Source organism: Kurthia sp. 11kri321, from assembly GCF_001534765.1.
GTDB classification, from domain to species: Bacteria; Bacillota; Bacilli; order Bacillales_A; family Planococcaceae; genus Kurthia; species Kurthia gibsonii.
The window spans coordinates 1,478,098-1,502,821 of the sequence record NZ_CP013217.1 but is presented as its reverse complement, the minus strand read 5'-3'; the positions used below and the strand labels follow the sequence as shown (position 1 = coordinate 1,502,821).

Sequence of the window (24,724 nt, the reverse complement as noted above, 5' to 3'; positions counted from 1 at the left end):
TTCTACACTATATCTTAAATATAAATAATCTAATCAATTAAACGCGTAGAAAACGACTCCTGCGGGAATAGCATGAGCTGAAAACCCCACAGGAACGGAGTGACGAGGGGTTTGAAGCCATGCCCGCGGAAAGCGTTTTTCGAAGCGGAATTTGATTGAGTTAAAGAACCTGTATGATTTTTCGAAATCATACAGGTTCTTTTCTGTTGAAAATATTTTTATTTCAGACACTTTTCTAATCATCCGAAAGTTCAGGTGTTTTTGTACCGAGTGCCAGCAGTAAAATCATGAATAGAATACAAGCTGTTCCAATCCATTGCCAAAAACCGAAATGTTCTTGTAGCCAGAAGACCGTTGTTAAAACAGCAGCAAGCGGTTCTAAGCTACTTAATAAACTCGTCTCTTTCGGTGATAAACTTTGTAAGCTCTCGATATAAAACCAAAATGCTAACATTGTACCGAAAATGATGACGAAAATAAGATAGATATAACCATCTACATCGAATTGGGATAAATCGACTGCCCATGGTGGATGGATGAAACTAAGCATGAAGCCACCGATAACCATTGCCCAACCAACAACGACGAGTGAATCGAAATGAGCGAGTAGACGAACAGCATACAATGTATAAAAAGCGAGTGCGACGCCCGATAAAATCCCCCAAATAATAGCAGGTGTTGGGACGGATAAATTCGAAATGGAACCGTTCGTTAAGAGGAAGAAGCAACCGAGCAGAGCAAGCGTTACGGTAATCACGTCTTTTTTTGTTAAGACGGATTGTCGACGTAAGACAAGATAGAGAATAATCATGACAGGCGCTAAATATTGTAATAATGTCGCAACTGCCGCATTCCCATAATTGATGGACATCATATACGTGTACTGTACAGCAAGCATACCAATGATGCCGAAAATAATGAGTTGTAATGCTGTATGTTTATGTTGCCATATTTGAAAGATTTGTTTTCGGTCTTTTAAGAAAAATTGTACAGTTAACAATAAAATACCAGCGATGAGCAATCTTGTTGTAACAAGCCAGTTGACGTCAACCGCATAGTTTTGAAATAGTTTTTGTGCAACTGTTCCTCCGACACCCCAAAAGAGAGCGCCCACTGTTACGAGGATAAGACCGATTTTTCGAGCAGGTCGTTTCATCTTTATTCTCCTTTTTTTCTATGTTCTCCATGTTATAATAAAGGATAATCTACTTAGAAAATACTGAATTTAATGAAAAAAGTATAACAAGATTGAGGTGAGACCATGCAAATTACCGATTTTCAACTCAATGCACAACTACAAGAACTAACCAAGCATCATACGGTAACATTACCTGTTGCTTGTTATGAAACAACGATTCAAGCAAATGTACATGGTTATATACCACTTCACTGGCATGAAGAATTACAATGGATTGTCGTGCTACAAGGATCTGCACAATTTCAAGTGAATGAAGAATATATGACGGTTTCAAAAGGAGAAGGACTTTTTATTAATCAAGCGCAACTACATGGTGCAAAAGATGATGCAAAAAATCCATGTATTTACCGCTGTTTGAATGTTTCGCCGCTATTTATAATGTCGAATGAATTGTATGCAGCATATGTTCAACCTTATTTGCAAGCCAATAGTTACATGAGATTAACGAAGTCAACAAGTTGGTCGAATCAAGTGTTGGCGCATTTACAAGCAATCTATACATTACTTGAAACGAAACATCCGTTATTTGAATTTGATTTAACCATTCATCTAACACAGCTTTGGAAAGAGATGATTATAGGGTTTCAACAAGGTATTGCACTTAGACAGCCTATTCAAAATGAGCGTATGAAGCAGATGCTCCAATGGATTCACACACATTATGCTGAAACGATTATTTTAGAAAATATTGCACAAGCAGGGCAGCTAAGCCGCTCGGAATGTTGTCGTTATTTCAAACGAATTTTACATACAACACCATTACAATATGTGACGGACTATAGAATTCGAAAAAGCCTTACTTATTTGCAACATTATAATGTTACAGAAGTAGCTTATGAAGTGGGATTTAATAGTACAAGCTATTATATTGAGAAGTTTAAAGAACGTATGGGACAAACCCCACTTGCTTATAAAAAGAGTATAGCGAGTAAAAATGAGATGGAAGCTTGACTTTGCTTCCATTTACTTATAATATGTATATATGATTATATGTTCATATAAAGGGGTGTTAAAAATGGAAGAACAAAATAATAATCGGAAAATACTTTGGTATTCACTCATTATTATTACAGTGTACATGATTATTGAGATGGTTGGTGGTTTTTTAACCAATAGTTTAGCATTACTATCCGACGCAGGGCATATGTTAAGTGATTCGATATCATTAGCCATAGCGCTTATCGCTTTTACACTTGCACAAAAAGCTTCGAATAACGGTAAAACATATGGCTATAAACGTTTTGAAATTTTAGCGGCTGTTGTGAATGGTGTTACACTTATGTTAGTGGCTTTATACATTTTTTATGAAGCATTCGATCGCTTTAAAAATCCGCCTGAAGTTTCAACAACAGGTATGTTAATTATCAGTACGATTGGATTACTTGTAAACATCTTAGTTGCATATATTATGATGCGCGGCGCCGATACGAAAGAGAACTTAAATATGCGTGGTGCGTATTTACATGTTATTTCAGATATGCTTGGTTCAATTGGTGCAATTGTTGCAGGTCTTTGTATTTTATTCTTTGACTGGCGAATAGCTGATCCAATCGCAAGTATTATTGTCGCAATATTAATTTTACGAAGTGGCTTTAAAGTGACGATGGATTCAGTTCATGTGTTAATGGAAGGAACACCAAAAGATATCGAGATTGACCACTTAGTAGATATTCTAAAGTCTAAAAAAGAAGTACAAGGTGTTCACGATTTACATGTATGGACAATTACATCTCGTTTAAATGCGTTAACATGTCACTTAGTAGTTCCAGATAATTTAACCGTAATTGAAAGTTCACAATTACTCGCAGATTTAGAACATCAACTAGCCCATGAGAATATTCAACATGTAACAATTCAATTAGAAGCAGCTTCACTTGCACATCAACCTGATTTATTCTGTACGATGAAAGTAGAGCTAGATCCACATGCAGGGCATAATCATTAGGAGTGATATGTATGAAACATATATGTGAACGACAATTAGATGAAGAAACATTATTCGTTGTATCGCAAACATTTAAAGCGTTGAGTGATCCAACTCGTATTCGTATTTTAAATTATTTATGTGGTACAGAACGTTCAGTGAATGATATCGCAGAAGCACTCAATCTTGGACAATCTACGGTATCACACCAACTTCGTTTTTTAAAAAATTTACGTCTCGTGAAATTTAGAAGAGAAGGTACAACAATGTATTATGCACATGACGACGAACATGTCATTGATTTACTACACCAAGCGATTGATCATGCAATGCATGAGTAAGAGGAGAAATGACGTGAAATATCCGTCGTTCCTCCTTTTCTTTCTTACTTTGAAAAAAGTAAGGTTAGACTGGATGGAAATGAGGAAAAAACATGGATAATAGGCATTATACGATTGGACAAATGGCAAAGCTAACGAATTTACCAAGCCAAACATTACGATATTACGATCAAATTGATTTATTTAAGCCGATTTATACAGATCCAGCCACAAATTACCGCTACTATGCGGAATCACAACTATATTTAATCGATTTGATTAAAAGCTTGCGATTTGTCGGTACACCTCTTGAGAAAATTAAAGAAATTCAGCATTTCTCAATTGAAGAAATGATTAATTACTTAAATAAACAAGAAGAAACATTGGCTAATAAATTAGCACAGCTACAAGAAACACAATATACACTTCGAAAAACACGTAAACAAATGGAAGAACAACTTGCGATTCCCGTTTTAAATGAAGTGTTTACAAAGCACGAAGAATCCGCTCGCCTTCTTTGTTTAACAGCACCAAATGCAACTCCCGAACATGTCTCAAATGATGAAATGCGTAAGTTAACAGAGACAATTGAAAATGAGGGAAGCGTACAGACCATTCGTTATGGTAGTTATTATCCACTCAAACGATACAAACAAATAGAAGATATTCAATACACCCAAATTTTCATTCCGATTTTGACATCAAAATTATTCCATGTGCAAAATGAGGCGATGAATATTGTGACGATGCCAGAAGGCAAATATATTGAAATGGCCTTTATTTATACGTCGGCACAATACATTCAAATGTATGAAAAACTATGGCAATATATTCAAATAAATGACTTGCACGTAGAAGAGGTCGTTTGGGAATCTATTATGCCGATGAGTTTTTCAACAAATGTAGAAGAAAAAATTTTAGTAGAGTTAAAAGTACGTTTGCTAGATTAATCGCTTGACATTATAGTTACTGTAAGGTTTAAGTTTAGTAATAGAAATTGAACAGAATCGAGGTTATTCAACATGAAAAATAAGTTAACATTATTTATTTTACTTGGAAATCTGTTCATTGCTTTCTTAGGCATCGGTTTAGTTATTCCGATTTTGCCAACGATTATGAATGAGTTTGGTATTAGTGGAACAACGGTCGGTTATTTAACCGCCGCGTTTGCTTTATCGCAGTTAATCGTGTCACCTTTTGCGGGGAAAGCAGCGGACCGATTTGGTAGAAAAATTATGATTGTCCTTGGACTTTTCATTTTTGCCTTTTCTGAATTATTATTTGGACTAGGGAAAAGTGTGGAAGTTCTATTTATTTCGCGTATTTTAGGCGGTGTCAGTGGTGCATTCATCATGCCTGCTGTAACAGCTTTTATTGCCGACATCACATCAAATGAAGAACGACCTAAAGCACTTGGTTTTATGTCGGCAGCTATTAATTTAGGATTTATTATTGGACCTGGGGTAGGAGGGTTCTTAGCAGAAGTTGGTACACGCGTGCCTTTCTTTGCGGCAGCCATACTCGGCACAGTCGCGGCGATTTTATCACAAATTTTATTAAAAGAGCCTGAAAAGAAAGCAGCCATCGCAGATGCTGGAGAGCATGCGACACCGAAGAAGAAGGCAGGACTTGGTCGTCTATTGACACCACTCTACTTGTTACCATTCGTCTTGATTTTTACATCGTCATTTGGTTTAGCAGCCGTCGAATCATTCTTCAGCCTGTTCGTTGACCATAAATTTAATTTCACACCAAAAGATGTCGCGATTGCGATTATGGGTGGTGGAATTTTAGGAGCAATCTTCCAGTTACTGATTTTTGATCGTATGGTGAAGCAACTAGGGGAAATTAATGTCATTCGTCTTAGTTTAATCTATTCGGTCGTGTTCGTTTTAGCGATTGCACTAGCACCGAATTATTGGACAGTTATGATTGTCTGCTTCCTTGTATTTGTTGGTTTTGATTTAATTCGTCCAGCATTAACGACGTATTTATCAAAGATTGCAGGAGATGAACAAGGATTTGTTGGTGGTATGAACTCGATGTTCACATCATTAGCGAATGTGATGGGTCCGATTATTGGTGGTATGCTATTCGATCAAAATATGAACTATCCATATTATTTTGCAGCGATTCTACTATTAATTAGTTTTATCCTTGCACTATTTTGGAAACAGAAAAAAGCATTGTCATAAGTAGGAGGTGTCACTTTATAAAGTGATGCCTTTTTCTTTATTCTTTAAAAGGTTGAAACATATAATCTTTATTCCATTTAGTTATAGTGATTATTCCGTCTAGAAGGGTAGTATAATAAATAAAATAAGTTTTTAAATTTTCTAATTTCTTTGGATTCAATTGAGGGGGATGACCAATGAAAGTATCATTGTTCGCGACATGTCTTGTCGATACATTTCAAACCAATGTAGGGAAGGCAACTGTCGAATTATTAGAAAGACTCGGGTGTGAGATTGAGTTTCCGCGTTCGCAAGTGTGTTGCGGTCAACCAGCTTATAACTCAGGTTATGTTGAAAAAGCAAAAGAACCGATGCGTAAAATGATTGATACATTTTTAGATGCAGAAGTGATTGTTACACCATCTGGTTCATGTGCCACGATGTTTAAAGAATATCCACATGTTTTTAAAGACGATTCAGCTTATGCTGAAAAAGCACAAATCGTAGCGGATAAAACATATGAATTAACCGATTTTATTGTGAATGTTTTAAAAGTAGAAGATGTTGGCGCAACATTCAACCACAAAATCACATACCATCCATCATGTCATATGACACGTCTACTCGGTGTGAAAGACGCACCGTTTACATTATTAAATAATGTGAAGGGCTTAGAATTCATTCCATTACCATATAGCTATAATTGCTGTGGATTTGGCGGAACATTCTCAGTGAAAATGGGTAATATTTCAGAGCAAATGGTAGATGAAAAAGTCGATTCAGCGATTGAAACAGAGGCTGAATATTTAGTTGGTGCAGATGGCGGTTGTTTAATGAATATTGGCGGACGTATGCATCGTCGCGGCGAAAAAATTAAGACGATTCACATTGCTGAAATCTTAAATCAACAAGCATAAGGGGGGATTTTCATGGCGATTAAATATAATGACAATGCATTCAAAGATAATGTGAATACAAATTTAGAACGTGACTTCATGCGCGGTGCAGTTACATCAGCACAAAACCGTCTACATGGTGGACGTTTAAAAGCAGTAGACGAGCTAGGCGATTGGGAAGAGTGGCGTAAACATGGCGAAGAAATACGTCAACACGTTCTCGATAATCTCGACTACTACTTATATGAACTCTCTGAAAATGTTGAAAAAGCAGGAGGTCATGTCTTCTTTGCGCAAACACCAGAAGAAGCGAATGCTTACATCCAATCGGTTGTTCAAAAACAACAAGCAACACGCGTTTTAAAATCAAAGTCGATGGTAACAGAAGAGATTAGCCTGAATGAAGCATTAGAAGAAATAGGCTGTACCGTACTTGAAACAGATTTAGGGGAGTATATTTTACAATTAGATGATCACGATAAGCCATCTCATATTGTCGCACCATCTGTTCATAAAAATCGTTTCCAAATCAAAGAAGTATTCGTTAAAAAGCTCGGTTATCCAGAAGACGGTTCAGCTGATGCCAAAGATTTAGCACGATTCGTTCGTACAATTTTACGTGATGATTATATGCAAGCAGAAGTCGGCATTACAGGCTGTAATTTTGCGATTGCTGATTCAGGTTCCATCTCACTCGTTACAAATGAAGGGAACGCGGGACTTGTGACAACCATTCCAAAAACGCAAATTGCTGTTATGGGTATGGAGCGTATTGTACCGAGTTTAGAGGAGATGGAAGTACTCGTTAATATGCTGACACGTAGCGCAGTAGGGCAAAAATTAACATCATATGTGAATGTTATTACAGGTCCAAAACGTGCAGAAGATGTTGATGGTCCAGAAGAATTCCATTTAGTCATTTTAGATAATGGGCGTTCAGATATTTTAGCTGGCGAATTCAAGTCGGTTTTACAATGTATTCGCTGTGCAGCATGTGTTAATGTTTGTCCTGTGTATCGCCATATTGGAGGGCACTCGTATAACTCGATTTATTCGGGCCCAATTGGAGCTGTTTTAACACCACTTCTTGCGGGATATGATGATTTTAAAGAACTACCATATGCCTCATCTCTATGCGGTGCATGTACAGATGCTTGTCCTGTTAAAATTCCACTACATGAATTGCTACTTAAACATCGTCAAGTCATCGTCGAAAAAGAAGGACGCGCACCTGTTTCAGAAGGTCTTATGATGAAAGGCTTTAGTGTCGGTGCTTCAAATAGCACATTATTTAATGTAGGTACGAAAATTGCGGCAGCAGTGATGAAACCATTGTCAAAAGATCAAATGATTTCAAAAGGTGTCGGTCCACTGAAAGATTGGACGGATATTCGAGACTTCCCTGTTGTGGAACGTGAAAAGTTACGTGATTGGTTTGATAAGCGTGAAAAGAAAGGCGGAAAATAAATGATTCAAAATCGTGAGAAATTTTTAGAAAAGATTGCTACATCCTTAAACCGACCTTTTTCGCCTACACAAAAGCCTGTGCGTAATTGGCAACATAAGCCAGAAGAAAAAAAACTATCGCATTTATCCATTGATGAGCTGATGCCGGCATTTGTGGAACAATGTGGTCGTTTAAATAATACAAATGTTGTAGAAGTGTCATCAGGTGACGTGAAGAAGGCAGTCGATGAAGCTGTTAAACAACATGGCGGCGAATCCGTTGCTCTATGGAATGATGAACGCTTCCAAAAGCTCGGTTTAGACGAATTATATGAAAAACAGTGGGTAGAAGAAGGATTACGCGTACATGTATGGGATTCAGGTCTTAGTCGTACAGAAAACTTCGAGCGCACGAACGATTCGAATATTGGGATTGTGTTTGCTGAATATGCACTTGCTGAATCAGGAACGGTTGTTTTATATTCAGCAGAAGGACAAGGAAAGGCAGTTGGGTTATTACCGAACGCTTTTATTGCGATTGTTAAAAAGAGTACACTTCGCCCTCGTATTACACAGGCTGTACAAGAAATGGAACGTGAATTCGTGGAAGCGGGCAAAACATTACCTGCAGCTGTTGATTTCGTATCAGGTCCAAGTAACTCAGCTGATATCGAAATGGACTTAGTCGTAGGTGTACATGGTCCGATTTACGCAACGTACATTGTCGTATCAGATCAGTAAAAATTAAAAAATCTCTCTATTTTATAATGGAGGGATTTTTCTTTTTGCGTTACGATAATAAAGACGAAAAGGAGGTGCTTGTTAGATGATTTCTTCATCGATTATTTCAAAAACTCATGCAAAGCCTTTCTTAAAAGTGCGATTCTTTGCATGGGGTGAATAATTCCACATCGCAAGCTTTGTGTTTTTAATGAATGGTTTTGCCCTTAGAGATGACAATATAAGGAGCCAAAAGCATGAGTTATCAAAACGCAAAAGAAATTTTACCAGAGAAATTAATGAAAGAAATTCAACAATATGTACAAGGGCAAACACTCTATATTCCGAGAAAAGATGAGCCGAAGCGCTGGGGAGAAAAGAGTGGTAGCAGAAAAGCGTTATATGAACGAAATGAAGCTATTTGTAAAGCGTATGCGCAAGGTGCTACAAAGGAACAATTGGCGCAACAGTACTATCTATCGGTTGAAACGATTCGCAAAATTATTTATCAAAAAGGGAAAAAATCATTCAAATGATTTTACCCACTCGTCATTACGTTGGTTACGTTTTATACTTTGACTATAGAAATGAGGGAGTCAAAATGGAACCATTTATTCGACATGATCAAGTGATCTTCATTGAAAAACAGATGAAACAGATTATAGACGGTCAGCAAAAACATTTACCGAAAAGTGTAATGCGTGCATTGACGGAAGAAGCTCACTTTAAAATTGAAGCACAATTTATACAATTAACAGAAGAACAGCGCCAACTAATTGATTTTACACGTTATGAAAATAACGAGATGTACCTCGAACAAATCAAAGCGTGTGAACTTGATTTTCCCGTTGTGACACTTGCTGAACTAAAAAAATTACTACCAAAGTATAAGAAGTTAAAAGTGCCAGAAGAATTAGCGGCGAATACGAAGCGTAGTTATTTAGGTTTTGATGATGTACGTTCACATCAAAAAGTTATCGTGGCAGAAATAGCGGGTGAATTATGTGCGATTGCAGGACATTTTATCGATAAGCATCAAAAGAATATTTGTGCGTTTTGTGGATGTACGAATGAGGTGGTCTATTTCACAGCGAAGACCCACGCACGCGATCCGAAAAACCCCGACTATTATAAAACGATTAGTCATTTAATCTGTAAAGATAGTGAAGTATGTAATGCACATCTAACAGATTTGACGAAATTGCATGATTACATGGAAGAAGTTTTAAAAAAATAAGCCACTTTTAATTTCCAAACGGTGTATAATATAGTGTGATTCGTAAGTTAATGGAGGATGTAATAGAAGATGTTGAAAATTACTTTTGGCAAAACACGCTATAATGCGGATAAGTTAATATTAAATGAAGCGGATAACATACTTGAGCTTGGAAATGGTTATCGCATGAAAAATTTAGCTCCGAATGTTAAATTAGCTGACTTTTTAGATTATATTAACCACCAATACATGCTAGGTGATAATATTATCAATGCAGAAATTTGGTTTTTACGTAATGGTGGTAGTGAAACACAACCGAATTATATGGTGGAAAAAATCGTAGCAGATGACCAAGAAGAGGAAGAAGATTTTCGTCGTAGCATTTTAGTTGATGACGATGGCATGCATCACTATGGGTTTAAAATCATTCATGTTCATGGAGATACGATTTTATTTGAAACACCGCGCGCCTTAATTCAAGTCTATGTACAAGGACAACTGATTCCATTTACAGCGACAGCATTAGAAAAGAGTTTAGCAGCTTTTGAAAAGATTACACTGCATACGATTGCTACATGCGTAAATCATTCAACAGCAAACATATCGAGCGAGACATTCTTGCGCTCATAATACTTAAAATAGAAGAAAATGAAATCTCAGCAATGAGGTTTCTTTTTTATATGGATAAAAATTGACAACAGCATATAAAGAATTCCATAATAAGAATAGTGAGGCAAATCTGTCTCCAACCAGAAAAGAGGCTTTGATATAATGAATCAACCCATTCTTTTTTACGACGGAACCTGTGGTTTTTGTCAGTGGTCGGTACAGCTCGTTTTAGAACATGAAAAACTACCTACCTTTTATTTTGCTTCCTTGCAAAGCGATTTCGCTAAAAAACATTTGCCAGAAGCGCTGACAAAAGATTTAAATTCAGTGGTTGTTTTAGACAATCAACGCATTTTTACACAATCAGATGCTGTGATTAAAGTAGCGTCAACACTTTCTTTTCCTTATTCTTTGGCGAAAATAGGGCAATTTATACCGAAAAGTGTCCGCAATACACTTTATCAACTTGTTGCACAAAATAGACAAAAATTATCACCAGTAAGCAAAAAATGTCGAATCCTAACAAAAGAGGAACGAATGCGCTTTATTGAATAATAAGGTCATAACTTTTGCTTATCATAAAGTATAATTTTAATGTTATTTACTTATGTGCAGGCATCTTATATCATTGGTGTTGGAGAAAAGTGGCTCATGAAAAAGCCTTTTTATATTAGTTAAATTAGAGGGGGAACCGAACAAATGGCAAACACTAACTTGCATAACAGTCGCTCTTCATTCGAAGTAAACGGCAAGACTTACAACTTCTACCGTTTAGGTGCAATTGAAGAAGCTGGCGTAGCAAACATCAAACGCCTTCCTTATTCAATCAGAATTTTATTAGAATCAGTTTTACGTCAATATGACGGATACGTAATCAAAGAAGATCACGTAGATAACTTAGCAAAATGGGGTAAAGGATCAGATGCAAACGCTGAAGTACCTTTCAAACCATCTCGCGTAGTATTACAAGATTTCACTGGTGTACCAGTAGTAGTTGACTTAACTTCTCTACGTACAGCAATGAACGACATGGGTGGCGACGGTAACGAAATCAACCCAGCAATCCCAGTTGACCTTGTAATTGACCACTCAGTACAAGTAGACAAATACGGTAATGCTCAAGCATTACAAGCGAACATGGATCTAGAATTCGAACGTAACGCAGAACGTTACAACTTCCTAAAATGGGCTCAAACTGCATACGATAACTTCCGTGCTGTACCACCAGCAACAGGTATCGTACACCAAGTTAACTTAGAGTACTTAGCACCAGTTGTACACGTGAACAAGAACGAAGACGGTTCATTCGAAGCATTCCCAGATTCAGTAGTAGGTACTGACTCTCATACTACAATGATCAACGGTATCGGCGTACTTGGATGGGGCGTTGGTGGTATCGAAGCAGAAGCAGGTATGCTTGGACAACCTTCTTACTTCCCAATTCCTGAAGTTATCGGTGTAAAACTTACTGGTACACTTCCATCAGGTACAACAGCTACAGACTTAGCGCTTAAAGTAACGCAAGAGTTACGTAAAAAAGGCGTTGTTGGTAAATTCGTTGAGTTCTTCGGACCTGGCGTACCAGCACTTCCATTAGCTGACCGTGCTACAATTTCAAACATGGCTCCTGAATACGGTGCTACTTGTGGTTTCTTCGCAATTGATGAAGAATCTCTTAACTACATGCGCTTAACAGGCCGTGAAGAAGAGCACATTTCAGTAGTTGAAGCTTACTTAAAAGCGAACGATATGTTCTTCGATGCAAACTTAGAGCCAGATTACACTGACGTAGTGGAAATCGATCTTGCACAAATTGAACCAAACCTTTCTGGTCCAAAACGTCCACAAGATTTAATTCCATTAACTGAAATGAAATCTCGTTACCATGAAGCAGTAGTTGCTCCATCTGGCGTACAAGGCTTCGGTTTAACTGAAGATGAGTTCTCTAAAACAGCAACAGCTAAATTTGCTGAAGGCGATGTAGAAATTCCAGCAGGCGCTGTAGGAATCGCTGCAATCACTTCATGTACAAATACATCTAACCCATACGTTTTAATCGCTGCAGGTCTTGTTGCGAAAAAAGCGGTTGAAAAAGGCTTAACTGTTCCTAAATGGGTTAAAACTTCTTTAGCACCAGGTTCAAAAGTTGTAACTGGTTACTTAGAAGATTCAGGTTTACAATCATACCTTGACCAAATCGGTTTCAACACTGTAGGTTACGGTTGTACAACATGTATCGGTAACTCAGGTCCTTTACTTCCAGAAATCGAAGAAGCGATCCAATCAAACGATTTATTCGTAACTTCTGTACTTTCTGGTAACCGTAACTTCGAAGGCCGTGTTCACCCACTTGTAAAAGCGAACTACTTAGCATCACCACCACTTGTTGTTGCTTACGCATTAGCAGGTACTGTAGATGTTGACCTTCGTAAAGATTCATTCGGTAAAGATAAAGATGGCAACGACGTATTCTTCGATGACATCTGGCCATCAACTGATGAAATCAACGATGTATTATCTAAAGTTGTTACACGTGAATTATTCCAAAAAGAATATGAAACTGTATTCAATGCAAATGAAACTTGGAATGCAATTGAAACTTCTACATCAACTCTTTACACATTTGATGAGAAATCAACTTACATCCAAAACCCACCATTCTTCCAAAACTTATCAGCTTCTCCAGAGGATATCTCTGCTCTTGAAGGTTTACGCGTTTTAGCTAAGTTTGGTGACTCAATCACAACTGACCACATTTCACCAGCAGGTGCAATTGGTAAAGAAACACCAGCAGGTCAATACTTACGTGCAAACGGTGTAGAACCTCGTAACTTCAACTCTTACGGTTCTCGTCGTGGTAACCACGAAGTAATGATGCGTGGTACATTCGCTAACATCCGTATCCGTAACCAAATCGCTCCAGGTACAGAAGGTGGTTTCACTACTTACTGGCCAACAGGTGAAGTTGAGTACATTTACGATGCAGCAATGAAATATGCTGAAAACAACACTGGCTTAGTAGTATTAGCTGGTAAAGATTACGGTATGGGTTCTTCACGTGACTGGGCAGCTAAAGGTACAAACCTTTTAGGTGTTAAAACAGTTATCGCTGAATCATACGAACGTATTCACCGTTCTAACCTAGTTATGATGGGTGTTCTTCCGCTTCAATTCGCTCCAGGCGAATCAGCTGAAACACTTGGCTTAACTGGTGAAGAAATCTTCTCAGTAAATATCGCTGAAGGTGTAAAACCAAAAGATATGTTAACTGTAACTGCTACTGCAGCTGACGGTACTGTGAAAGAATTCCAAGCTCTAGCTCGCTTCGATTCAGAAGTTGAAGTAGATTACTACCGTAACGGTGGTATCCTACAAATGGTATTACGTAACAAACTTGCAAAATAATGTTGCGTAACCGAGAAAAGATCTACCTTAACGGGTAGGTCTTTTTTTATGCCGACAACGTAACCATTTTTTTGATATACTATTACATGAGGTGAAGAAAGCATGTATATAAGTGAAAAAGAGATTGAAATTCGTTACGCAGAAACGGATCAAATGGGTGTTGTCTACCACGCAAACTATGTCATCTGGCTAGAGATGGGCAGAACACAGCTAATTAAGGACCTAGGCTTCTCTGTAACAGAGTTAGAGGACGCAGGCTATGTTTCACCTGTTATGAACGTAAACATTTCCTACAAGGCTGCACTGCGCTATGGTAAGCCTGCTAAAATTCGCACATGGGTAAAAACACAGGACCGTTTACGTACAGTCTACGGTTACGAGATACTCCATGAAGATGGAACAGTTGCTGCAACAGCAACAACAGAACATATCGTTGTTAAAAAAGACTCTTTCCGCCCAATTTCTATGATGAAAATCGACAAAGCATGGTACGAACGCTACTTAGAAATCGCAGAAGAAAAACCAGAATGAACGCATTCTGGTTTTTTTATATGAAGTAGTAGGGTGAGTGACCCGTTTTCGCCCTCGAATGTCCCGAATCAAGCTGAGAGTGACCCAAACACTTCATCGAATGTCCCAAAATGCGGGTCGAATGTTCGAATTCACACTATCCTAGTCAATTGAAGTCCTTTTGATTACTCAAAAGCCTTGAAGAAAGTACAAAAAGGGAGCAACTTAGTCTTTTGGGTGAGTGACCCATTTTCGCCCTCGAATGTCCCGTTTGGACGAGTGAATGTCCCGAACCGAGCAGCGAGTGACCCAACAGCTTCATCGAATGTCCCAAAATGCGGGTCGAATGTTCGAATTCACACTATACTAGTCGATTGAAGTCCTTTTGATTACTCAAAAGCCTTGAAGAAAGTACAAAAAGGGAGCAATTTAGTCTTTTGGGTGAGTGACCCATTTTCGCCCTCGAATGTCCCGTTTGGACGAGTGAATGTCCCGAACCGAGCAGCGAGTGACCCAACAGCTTCATCGAATCTCCCAAAATGCGGGTCGAATGTTCGAATTCACACCAGCCTAGTCAAATCAAGTTCTATTGAATTACTCAAAAGTCTTGAAGAAAGTACAAAAAGGGAGCAATTTAGTCTTTCGGGCGAGTGACCCATTTTCGCCCTCGAATGTCCCGAACCGAGCAGCGAATGCCCCATTTCCGCCCCCGAATGTCCCAATCCCAAACAAAAAAGAATGGGTATGCACCCATTCTTCTAGTCAACATATTCGTATAATAGTTCGTCTAAGTCATTGTCGACTTTTACTTTAAAATCATGTCCGTCAAAGAACCAGAGATCATCTGTTTCGATGAAGAAGCGGTAACCGCCTTGTTCAGTGACAACAGCAGCGTCAATCGGTGTATCTGTATTCATGCCGATGGAATAACCTTCATGGAAGGGATTTGAGCCACCATAGCGAGCAAAGAAGCGAATATGTGCGCCTGGCTCTAAGTCCATCTCTTTTTGAAACCACTTGATTGCTTCATCTGTAATCAAAATTTCCATATACATGCACACTCCTTTTGATTTTAAATCCACGTTACTTTAGGTTCTGTACCCTCTTTGATACGTTTTATGTTTGCGCGATGACGATAAATAACGAATGTTGCAAGAGCTGTGACAACAGCGAATAGTAAATATTCTTGGTCGAGTACAGCATACGTTAATCCATAAATGAATGCAACGACTGCGGCGAACATCGAAGCAAGACTCACCATTTTAAATGCTTTTAAACAAAGTAAGAAAGCAATTAATAAAATGACGAAGATGGGCCAGTGATAACCAAGTAGCACACCCGCAGATGTTGCGACAGCTTTACCTCCGCGGAATTTCGCGAAGATTGGGAACATATGACCGACAACAGCGATGACACCAGCTACAAGCGGATGAACATGACTGTTTGAAAGAATCGCAAACGTGGGTAATAACGTAGCGAGCGTTCCTTTTAAGATATCCATGACTGTGACAACAGCACCGGCTTTTTTACCGAGTACGCGAAATGTGTTTGTAGCACCTAGATTCCCACTACCATGTTGTCGAATGTCCGTTTTATAGAACAGTTGACCAATCCATAGACCAGATGGGATGGAGCCAATTAAATAGGCTAGAATAATGACGATTGCGGTATTCATATCTGAATGCTCCTTCTTTTTCTCTTAGTTACAGGTACTAATATATTGTCATAATATTTTATCATGCTTACGCTTTTGGAACAATAAGACAATGTAGGTGTTTTCAGTTTATGCTGAAATCGTTTATTTCGCAATAAAAATACAGTAACTGTTTGCCACAAAGCAAAATTTACTCTTATAATAAGAAGGCTATGTAAAAAAACGTTGAACAGTAGCTAGCTATATTTGTAAATTCAATGATTTAGTGTATAATCAAGCCTGATATATAGCCTGTATGCTGTTGACAGAAACGCTAAGTTCATACTAGACTTAAATAAAGCGAAACAGATGTTCGTGTTAGGAGAGGATTTTTTTTGACGAAAAATAATACACTATCGTCTTATAATGAAGATGATATTCAAGTACTTGAAGGTCTTGAAGCAGTAAGAAAAAGACCAGGGATGTACATAGGGTCGACGGATAGTAGAGGTTTACATCATCTCGTTTACGAAATCGTCGATAACGCAGTTGATGAAGCGCTAGCAGGCTTCGGTAACCACATTATCGTCACACTACATGAAGATCAATCCATCAGCGTACGCGACTTCGGTCGAGGTATGCCTACAGGTATGCACAAAACAGGGAAGCCTACACCAGAGGTTATCTTTACTGTACTTCATGCAGGTGGTAAATTCGGTCAAGGTGGCTACAAAACTTCAGGAGGACTACATGGTGTAGGTTCATCCGTTGTAAACGCGCTGTCGTCGTTTTTAGAAGTAACAATTTACCGAGAAGGTACTAAGTATCAAATGCGTTTTGAAAACGGTGGAACGCCTGTCACGACGCTAGAACAGCTAGGCAAAACGAAAGAGACAGGAACACTGGTTCATTTTAAGCCGGATCCAACGATTTTCTCCGTTACAAAATATAATTTCGATACATTAGCAGAACGATTACGTGAATCGGCTTTCTTATTAAAAGGGTTAAAAATCGAATTAATTGATGAAAATACAGAAAAACATGAAGTGTATCATTATGAGAACGGGATTGAAGCATTCGTAGCCTATTTAAATGATGAAAAAGATGTGCTACACCCAGTCAAATATGTAGAAGGTACACAAGACCAAATTGAAGTGGAGTTTGCGTTCCAATACAATGACGGTTATTCAGAAACCATTCTATCTTTCGTAAATAATGTGCGTACACGTGATGGTGGTACACACGAAACAGGTGCGAAAGCTGCTTTAACGCGCGCTTTTAACGAATATGCACGTAAAGTAGGCTTATTAAAAGAAAAAGATAAGAACCTAGAAGGCTCGGATATTCGTGAAGGACTAGCTGCGATTGTTTCCGTTCGAATCCCAGAAGGCTTACTACAGTTTGAAGGACAAACAAAAGGAAAACTAGGTACAAGCGAAGCGCGTAGTGCAGTTGATCAAGTCGTCTCGACACAATTAATGTACATGCTAGAAGAAAATGCAGAGCTTAGTACATCGCTTGTGCGTAAAGCGATTCGCGCACAACAAGTACGTGAAGCAGCACGTAAGGCGAGAGAAGATGCACGTAATGGCAAAAAGAATAAAAAGCAATCGACGCTATTATCAGGTAAGTTAACGCCAGCACAATCAAAAAATGCGGCGAAAAATGAACTGTATTTAGTCGAAGGAGATTCAGCGGGTGGCTCAGCAAAACAAGGGCGCGACCGCTCATTCCAAGCGATTTTGCCACTTCGCGGTAAAGTCATTAATACTGAAAAAGCAAAATTACAAGACATTATGAAGAACGAAGAAATTGCGACGATCATTCATGCAGTTGGTGCGGGTGTTGGTGCAGACTTTAATGTAGAAGATGCAGCGTATGATAAAGTCATCATTATGACCGATGCCGATACAGATGGTGCGCACATCCAAGTATTATTATTAACATTCTTCTTCCGTTACATGCGACCACTTGTGGAAGCAGGGAAGGTCTATATCGCTCTACCACCGCTTTATAAAGTATCTAAAGGTACAGGACGTAAAGAAGTCATTGAATATGCATGGACAGAACGTGAATTAAATCAAGCAATTCAAAAAGTCGGAAAAGGCTATGTTTTACAACGCTATAAAGGTCTTGGTGAGATGAATGCTGACCAGTTATGGGATACGACGATGAATCCTGAAACACGTACATTAATTCGTGTGAAAATTAACGATTTAGAACGTGCAGAGCGCGGTGTTGCGACATTAATGGGCGATAAAGTAGAGCCACGTCGTAATTGGATTGAAACACATGTTGACTTCGGATTAGAAGAAGATGACAACATTTTAGAAAGTGAATTTATCGAGAAAAATGAAGAGCAGGGGGATCTGTAAATGACAGAGAAAGAGCAATTTCAAGATCTGCCTTTAGAAGAGGTTATTGGTGACCGATTTGGTCGTTATAGTAAATATATTATTCAAGATCGTGCATTACCAGATGCTCGTGACGGATTGAAGCCTGTACAACGTCGTATTTTATATGCGATGTTTATGGATCATAATACGCATGATAAACCATTCCGTAAATCTGCTAAAACAGTAGGGAATGTAATTGCGAATTATCACCCACATGGCGATAGTTCTGTTTATGAAGCGATGGTTCGTCTATCACAAGATTGGAAATCACGTCATCCACTCGTTGAGATGCACGGGAATAACGGTTCGTTAGACGGGGACTCACCTGCTGCGATGCGTTATACAGAAGCACGTTTATCAAGTATTGCAGGTGAAATGTTGCGCGATCTTCAAAAAGAGACGGTTGATTTCATTCCAAACTTTGATGACCAAGATATGGAGCCAACTGTATTACCAGCGCGCTTCCCAAACTTATTAGTAAACGGTTCGACAGGGATTTCGGCAGGTTATGCGACAGATATTCCACCGCATGCACTGCATGAAGTGATTGATGCAGTACTCATGCGATTGAAAAATCAAAATGCCACAGTAGATGAACTGATGAAAGTTATTTCAGGTCCTGACTTTCCAACAGGTGGGATTATTCAAGGTGTGGCAGGGATTAAAAAAGCGTATGAAACAGGTCGTGGTAAAATTGTTGTACGTGCCAAAACACGCATTGAAACATTAAAAGGTTCAAAAGAGCAAATTGTCGTTGATGAAATTCCATACGACGTAAATAAAGCCAATCTTGTGAAAAAAATAGATGAGTTACGTGTCGATAAGCGCTTAGAAGGTATTGCAGAAGTACGTGATGAATCGGATCGTCAAGGTTTGCGAATCGTTATCGAGATGCGTCGTGACATTCCAGCAGAACCGATTTTACAATATCTCTTTAAAAATACGGATTTACAAGTAGCTTATAACTTTAACATGATTGCAATTCATGACCGTCGTCCAACGATGATGACATTACCGATGATGTTAGATGCGTATATCAAGCACCAAAAAGAGATTATTACGAAACGTAGCCAATTCGATTTACGAAAAGCACACGCGCGTCTACATATTGTAGAAGGTCTGATGAAGGCACTATCGATTTTAGACGAAGTTATTCAAGCGATTCGTGCATCAAAAGATAAAAAAGATGCAAAAAACAATTTAGAGACGAAATTCGACTTTACAGAAGTACAAGCAGAAGCAATTGTATCGCTGCAACTGTATCGTTTAACGAATACGGATATTACGGAATTACGTGAAGAAGAAGCGACATTGAATGCGACCATTGCGGAATTAGAAGGCATTTTACAAGATGAAAAAACACTTGTGGCTGTCTTGAAAAAAGAATTACTTGATATTCGTAAACGTTTTAAAGAAGATCGTCGTTCACTTATTCAAGAAGAAATTGCAGAGATTAAACTGAACATGGATGTATTAATTCCATCAGAAGATGTCATCGTTTCGGTGACGAAAGATGGCTATGTGAAGCGTACGAGTCTACGTTCATATAAATCTTCAAACGGCGAAGGTTTTGCGATGAAGGAATCGGATGAAATTGTCTTTAAACAACAATTGAATACGCAACAACATGTGCTTCTTTTCACAAACAAAGGACATTATATTTTCCAACCGATTCACGAGTTACCAGATATTCGTTGGAAAGACTTAGGGCAACATATTTCAAGCTTGGTCAATGTGACAGATGCAGAAGAACGCATTATCCGAGTAGTGGGTGTCGAAGATTTCGAAGCACCATTATATGTTGTGACGGTTTCAAAATATGGTCAAATTAAGCGAACACTTTTAAAAGAGTACTTTGTCACACGTTATAATAAGCCATTCAAAGCAGTAAATCTGAAAAAAGATGATGAATTACAATTTGCAGATGTCGTAGCAGAGGACCAAGATGTCATCTTAACAACGTATATGAGTTTTGCCGTACGCTTCCCACTAGAGGAAGTACCACCAACAAGTGTACGAACAGCAGGTATTAAAGCAATTAATCTAAAAGACGATGATTATATTGCCGCAACAACGATTGTATCGCCAGAAGATGCAGGCGATGTTCTCATCATTACAACACGCGGTTCAGTGAAGAAGATGTCGATTAAGGAATACGAACCGACAGGACGTGCAAAACGCGGTCTTCAAACATTGCGCGAACTAAAAACAAATCCACATCGTATTGAAGCAGTTCTACGTGTCGCACGTGGTACAACGGTAGAAATTGCGACGGAAAAAGAGATTGTCGAAGTCATCTCAACCGATCAATATCGCCATGCGGATCGTCTATCAAACGGTTCACCCGCAGTGAATACCGCAACAGACGGTGCGATTGTGCGTATTACAGTACAACCACCTGAAGAAGCAGAATAGAAATCAAAAGGAACCGTAGAATAAATTACGGTTCCTTTTTTGTCGATTATGTGAAGAAGTATGTCGTTCATTTAAAAGCGTAGTATACTGAACAAATAGAGGAGTGGAGTTTATGAATAGAATAGAGCAAGCGATGCAAGCGAAAAAGAAAAAGCAATTTGATGAGGCATTACAGTATTATCAACTCCATCAGCGAGAACAGGGCATTAGTGCAGGGCTATTACATTCGATTGCGAAAATTTATTATTTAAAAGGTGACGGAGAGATTGCACTTCGTTTTCATCTTGCAGCGACACACTTAACGCTATATATGGATCAAATCTTATTACAAAATGAAGATGAAGAAGCGCTACAAGCATTAAAACGTTTACCAAGTGAAGTTCGTAAAACATTGCCACATGATGTTGCAGGTATGCTTTATGTACATCTAAATGCAATCAATCATATCGCACATAGTTTACTAGATCGTCCTGCTACATGGCAGGAGAAGCCAGAGCTACAGCCGATTGCCAAGTTATATGCTGCGCGTGTATTAGGCGATGGTTCAGAGCATGCACTATATGAACAATACAATCAAACACCTGAAAGTATGCAACAAGTCGAACAGAAGTATTACTTACCTGCTGGCTTCCAATATGCCTTCCAACAAATTAAGTGGCAGTCACTTGGAAATACAGATGTGAGAGCGTTATATTTCACATAATGAAAACATCGTAACGGAGCAATCGGTTACGATGTTTTTTTATTTACACTATGCATATGACTTTAAATTCTCGTATTGGTTCTTATTTTCTCTAAAATGTGGTTCTTTTCTTATTTATGTATTTCATCCATAATATGTCTACAAGAAAATAAGATGAAATGGAGTTGAACGCGATGCAAGAAGTTTCACTAAAAAGACAATTAACAGGTTTTGAACTGGTCATTTTCGGATTATCTTTAATGGCTCCTGTAACCGTATTCACAACATATGGAATTGCAGCAGATGTAACAGGAGGGCGTGTTCCATTCGCTTATCTATTTGCAGCAATTGCCTTGTCTTTTACAGCCTTAAGTTATGCTCAAATGGTAAAAGCTTTTCCCATCTCAGGTTCGGCTTATACGTATGTACAAAAAGCCTTTAACTCAAAAGCTGGTTTCTTAGTAGGTTGGACATTATTAACGGACTATATGTTACTTCCGATGGTCAATTATTTGATTGCAAGCATCTTTTTATCCTCTGTTTTTCCTTCTATTCCAGCGATGGTGTGGATTTTGATTCTTGTCGTGTGTAATACATTCATTAATATTCGTGGAACGAAAATGGCGTCTTGGGTGAATAGTTTATTACTTGCATATGCCTTCATCGTGGTCATTCTTTTTACAATTTTCAGTATTCGTTTCCTTCAAAATGATGGTGAGAGCTTATGGAGTACGATGCCTTTTGTTAATTCAGGTTTTGATCTGGGTTTACTAATGGCAGGTGCATCACTTCTTTGTTTTTCTTATTTAGGTTTCGATTCTGTAACAACATTAGCGGAAGAAGTTGTCAATCCAAAAAAGACGATTCCACGTGCGATCTTTACGATTGTGTTAATTGGAACAGCTGTATTTGTCGTCGTATCCTATTTTGCGGCACGCGTTCAACCTAATTATCAGAATTTTTCAAACTTAGATGCGTCAGGTATGGAATTGGTAGCGATGGTAGGGGGCAATTTATTCGTATCCCTCTTTTTAGCGGGTATGCTTATTGGCTGTTTTGCATCAGGTCTTGCGGCGCAATCTAGCGCATCACGTGTTCTATATGCGATGGGGCGTGATGGTATGTTACCAGCCATTTTTAGTAAATTACATGCAAAATATCAAACACCAGTCTTTAATTTAGTACTAGTTGGATTGAGTTCTTTATTGTCGATTGTTATGACATTAACAATGGCAACAGCTTTTATTAACTTTGGAGCCATGATTGCATTTTTATTCGTGAATTTATCCGTCATCGGATTCTATTATGTAAAGCAGAAAAAACGGGATGTGAAAGGTACAATCCTTTATTTAATTCTCCCATCTTGTGGCGCATTATTTGTACTGTATCTCATCATCAGTCTCAACGTGTACTCATTAATTCTAGGGATTACATGGGGAGCAATTGGCGTATGTTATTTGATTTATCTTGTAAAGGTAAAAGGAATGAAAAAATTAGATTTATCCTTTGAGGAGGCATCATAAATGAAAAAAGTCATCATTAGTCAAAATGTATTTACAGGTTTGCAAGATCAACCAGAACCAGCAGCTATTTTAATTGACGGCGCGAAAATTCAAGCTGTCGCACCCACATTAAAAGATTTAGCATTGACGGGAGAAGAAGAAGTACTCGATTTCGGTGAACAATTAATTACACCAGGGCTACATGATTTTCATCTGCATCTATTTACAGGTGCACTACAGATGATTAGTGTTCCATTACATGATACAAATTCAGCAGAAGAAGTCATTGAAAAAGTGAAAGCGTATGCAAAAAATCATACGAAGAAGTGGATTATTGGATTTGGTTGGGATAACGGGAGTTGGGTAGAAGATCAATTACCAACAAAAGAGATGCTTGATTTACATTTTCCAGATCAACCAATTTTGTTGAATCATTTAGAATGTCATTATTGCTGGGTGAATAGCGTAGCTTTACGTGAAGCAAGGATTACAAACGATACACCGAATCCAAGTTTTGGTGAAATTTTGCGTGATGAACAAGGAGAAGCAACAGGGATTTTAGTTGAAAAAGCACAAGATGCAGTCCAACAATTAGCGTATGATTTTAAGGATGAGGAAAAGATTGCGATGCTTCAAACCTTTTTTAAAGAAGCAGCACGTTTAGGTGTAACATCGATGAATGATATGTATGCACCATTCTCCGAGTACCTCGATGATTTTTCGTTACTTTATAAGCTAGAAGAAATGAATGAATTAACAGCACGCGTCTTTTTACAACCAAGAATGGACGGTGATTTAACGCGTGCGCATCAATTTAGAGCAGATTATCAACATCCGAAAATTAAAATGAATGGTTTAAAGCAATTTGTGGATGGTGTTATTACGGGGCATACAGCGTACATGGTAGAACCATATGCCGATCAGCCACATGTAGGAACAACAACCTATCCATTAGAAGAAATGAAGAAGTGGATTGTAGAAGCAGATGCACAAAGGTTCAGTGTTCGTTTGCATGCGATTGGTGACGGAGCAGTAAGATTTTCATTAGATGCTTTTGAAGAAGCGCGTCGTATGAATGGACATATGGGAACACGCCATACAATCGAACATATTGAATGTATTCAACAAGAGGATATTCCGCGTTTTAAAGAATTAGATGTAATCGCGTCTGTGCAACCTTATCATATTGCAGCATTAGAACAACAAGTCTATGTGGATCGTTTAGGTGAAGATCGATTTAAACAAACCTACTACTCAAAAACATTATTAGAAGCGGGAGCATTACTTGCTTATGGAAGTGATTTCCCTGTTGTAAGTATGGAGCCAATGCGCGAAATCTATCATGCTGTGACGCGAATGGACCGGACGAATCAAAAAACATGGGGAACAGGCGAACAGACGACGATGGCAGAGACATTGCGTGCTTATACACAAGCGCCTGCTTATGGATCGTTTAGTGAAGATGTATTAGGAACGATTGAAGTAGGTAAGTATGCAGATTTAGTCGTTTTTGAACAAAATTTATTTACAATTGAGCCAAGTGATATTTTACACAATGAAGTTGTCTTCACCATGGTAGATGGTCAAGTGGTATTTGAGAAACAAGCAGCACGTACATTGTAAAAGTCATTATATTTTCAGAAAATAAAGACTTATCGTATAATAAGCTATGGGTATT

At 38.4% G+C, this 24,724-nt stretch carries 22 protein-coding genes; 19 read left to right on the top strand and 3 right to left on the bottom strand.

Translation table 11 applies throughout. The features are described 5' to 3' along the window. Nucleotides 1-235 precede the first annotated feature (235 nt). Nucleotides 236-1,156 carry an EamA family transporter gene (locus tag ASO14_RS07745; RefSeq protein WP_068453574.1) on the bottom strand — a complete coding sequence of 307 codons (921 nt, stop codon included), beginning with the start codon at nt 1,154-1,156 and terminating at the stop codon, nt 236-238. Between the two features lie 111 nt (nt 1,157-1,267). Between ASO14_RS07745 and ASO14_RS07740 the strand changes: the two genes are divergently transcribed. The 14 genes from ASO14_RS07740 (at nt 1,268) to ASO14_RS07675 (ending at nt 14,439) form a co-directional block, all read left to right on the top strand. Next, nucleotides 1,268-2,149 (top strand): helix-turn-helix transcriptional regulator, encoded by an 882-nt coding sequence (locus ASO14_RS07740; RefSeq protein WP_231727000.1) that lies wholly within the window; start codon nt 1,268-1,270, stop codon nt 2,147-2,149. 64 nt (nt 2,150-2,213) lie between these two features. Further along, the gene (locus tag ASO14_RS07735; RefSeq protein ID WP_068453570.1) at nt 2,214-3,143 is read left to right on the top strand and encodes a cation diffusion facilitator family transporter; all 930 of its coding nucleotides are present in this window, start codon (nt 2,214-2,216) and stop codon (nt 3,141-3,143) included. 11 nt (nt 3,144-3,154) lie between these two features. Then, nucleotides 3,155-3,463, top strand: a complete 309-nt coding sequence (locus ASO14_RS07730; protein ID WP_087680664.1) for an ArsR/SmtB family transcription factor — start codon at nt 3,155-3,157, stop codon at nt 3,461-3,463. 92 nt (nt 3,464-3,555) lie between these two features. Continuing rightward, complete coding sequence (locus ASO14_RS07725; RefSeq protein ID WP_068453568.1) at nt 3,556-4,392, top strand: MerR family transcriptional regulator; 837 nt, start codon at nt 3,556-3,558, stop codon at nt 4,390-4,392. Nucleotides 4,393-4,464: 72 nt separating this feature from the next. After that, nucleotides 4,465-5,637, top strand: coding sequence for a multidrug efflux MFS transporter NorA (gene norA, locus ASO14_RS07720; protein WP_068453566.1), 1,173 nt, complete (start codon nt 4,465-4,467; stop codon nt 5,635-5,637). Between the two features lie 176 nt (nt 5,638-5,813). After that, nucleotides 5,814-6,533 carry a (Fe-S)-binding protein gene (locus ASO14_RS07715; RefSeq protein WP_068453564.1) on the top strand — a complete coding sequence of 240 codons (720 nt, stop codon included), beginning with the start codon at nt 5,814-5,816 and terminating at the stop codon, nt 6,531-6,533. 12 nt (nt 6,534-6,545) lie between these two features. Then, nucleotides 6,546-7,979, top strand: coding sequence for a LutB/LldF family L-lactate oxidation iron-sulfur protein (locus ASO14_RS07710; RefSeq protein WP_068453562.1), 1,434 nt, complete (start codon nt 6,546-6,548; stop codon nt 7,977-7,979). Continuing rightward, nucleotides 7,980-8,699 carry a LutC/YkgG family protein gene (locus ASO14_RS07705; protein WP_068453560.1) on the top strand — a complete coding sequence of 240 codons (720 nt, stop codon included), beginning with the start codon at nt 7,980-7,982 and terminating at the stop codon, nt 8,697-8,699. Nucleotides 8,700-8,935: 236 nt separating this feature from the next. Next, nucleotides 8,936-9,214, top strand: coding sequence for a CD3324 family protein (locus ASO14_RS07700; protein ID WP_068453558.1), 279 nt, complete (start codon nt 8,936-8,938; stop codon nt 9,212-9,214). Between the two features lie 65 nt (nt 9,215-9,279). Then, the gene (locus tag ASO14_RS07695; RefSeq protein WP_068453556.1) at nt 9,280-9,915 is read left to right on the top strand and encodes a FusB/FusC family EF-G-binding protein; all 636 of its coding nucleotides are present in this window, start codon (nt 9,280-9,282) and stop codon (nt 9,913-9,915) included. A gap of 69 nt (nt 9,916-9,984) precedes the next feature. Then, nucleotides 9,985-10,524, top strand: a complete 540-nt coding sequence (locus tag ASO14_RS07690; protein WP_068453554.1) for a hypothetical protein — start codon at nt 9,985-9,987, stop codon at nt 10,522-10,524. 141 nt (nt 10,525-10,665) lie between these two features. Further along, entirely contained in the window at nt 10,666-11,058 is a 393-nt protein-coding gene (locus ASO14_RS07685) for a thiol-disulfide oxidoreductase DCC family protein (RefSeq protein ID WP_068453553.1), read from the top strand. A gap of 144 nt (nt 11,059-11,202) precedes the next feature. Further along, nucleotides 11,203-13,908 carry an aconitate hydratase AcnA gene (gene acnA, locus ASO14_RS07680; protein WP_068453551.1) on the top strand — a complete coding sequence of 902 codons (2,706 nt, stop codon included), beginning with the start codon at nt 11,203-11,205 and terminating at the stop codon, nt 13,906-13,908. A 102-nt stretch (nt 13,909-14,010) separates the two neighbouring features. Further along, nucleotides 14,011-14,439: an acyl-CoA thioesterase gene (locus ASO14_RS07675; protein ID WP_068453549.1), complete on the top strand. Its 429-nt coding sequence runs from the start codon at nt 14,011-14,013 to the stop codon at nt 14,437-14,439. A 737-nt stretch (nt 14,440-15,176) separates the two neighbouring features. On the opposite strand, the gene ASO14_RS07670 is transcribed toward ASO14_RS07675, so the two are convergent. Beyond that, on the bottom strand, nt 15,177-15,467 hold the full coding sequence (locus ASO14_RS07670) for a HesB/YadR/YfhF family protein (RefSeq protein ID WP_068453547.1): 291 nt from the start codon (nt 15,465-15,467) through the stop codon (nt 15,177-15,179). A 23-nt stretch (nt 15,468-15,490) separates the two neighbouring features. After that, complete coding sequence (gene plsY / locus ASO14_RS07665; RefSeq protein WP_068453545.1) at nt 15,491-16,093, bottom strand: glycerol-3-phosphate 1-O-acyltransferase PlsY; 603 nt, start codon at nt 16,091-16,093, stop codon at nt 15,491-15,493. A gap of 353 nt (nt 16,094-16,446) precedes the next feature. Here plsY and parE point away from each other — a divergent pair, with 353 nt between their 5' ends. The 5 genes from parE to ASO14_RS07640 all read left to right on the top strand — a co-directional run bounded on the left by parE (nt 16,447) and on the right by ASO14_RS07640 (nt 24,669). Then, nucleotides 16,447-18,426: a DNA topoisomerase IV subunit B gene (gene parE / locus ASO14_RS07660; RefSeq protein ID WP_068453543.1), complete on the top strand. Its 1,980-nt coding sequence runs from the start codon at nt 16,447-16,449 to the stop codon at nt 18,424-18,426. Beyond that, entirely contained in the window at nt 18,427-20,862 is a 2,436-nt protein-coding gene (parC, locus tag ASO14_RS07655; protein WP_068453541.1) for a DNA topoisomerase IV subunit A, read from the top strand. It abuts the gene before it with no gap. A 112-nt stretch (nt 20,863-20,974) separates the two neighbouring features. Next, entirely contained in the window at nt 20,975-21,565 is a 591-nt protein-coding gene (locus ASO14_RS07650) for a hypothetical protein (protein WP_068453540.1), read from the top strand. 173 nt (nt 21,566-21,738) lie between these two features. Beyond that, nucleotides 21,739-23,067 carry an APC family permease gene (locus ASO14_RS07645; protein ID WP_068453538.1) on the top strand — a complete coding sequence of 443 codons (1,329 nt, stop codon included), beginning with the start codon at nt 21,739-21,741 and terminating at the stop codon, nt 23,065-23,067. Further along, nucleotides 23,068-24,669 (top strand): amidohydrolase, encoded by a 1,602-nt coding sequence (locus tag ASO14_RS07640; RefSeq protein WP_068453536.1) that lies wholly within the window; start codon nt 23,068-23,070, stop codon nt 24,667-24,669. It begins immediately after the preceding gene. Nucleotides 24,670-24,724 lie beyond the last annotated feature (55 nt).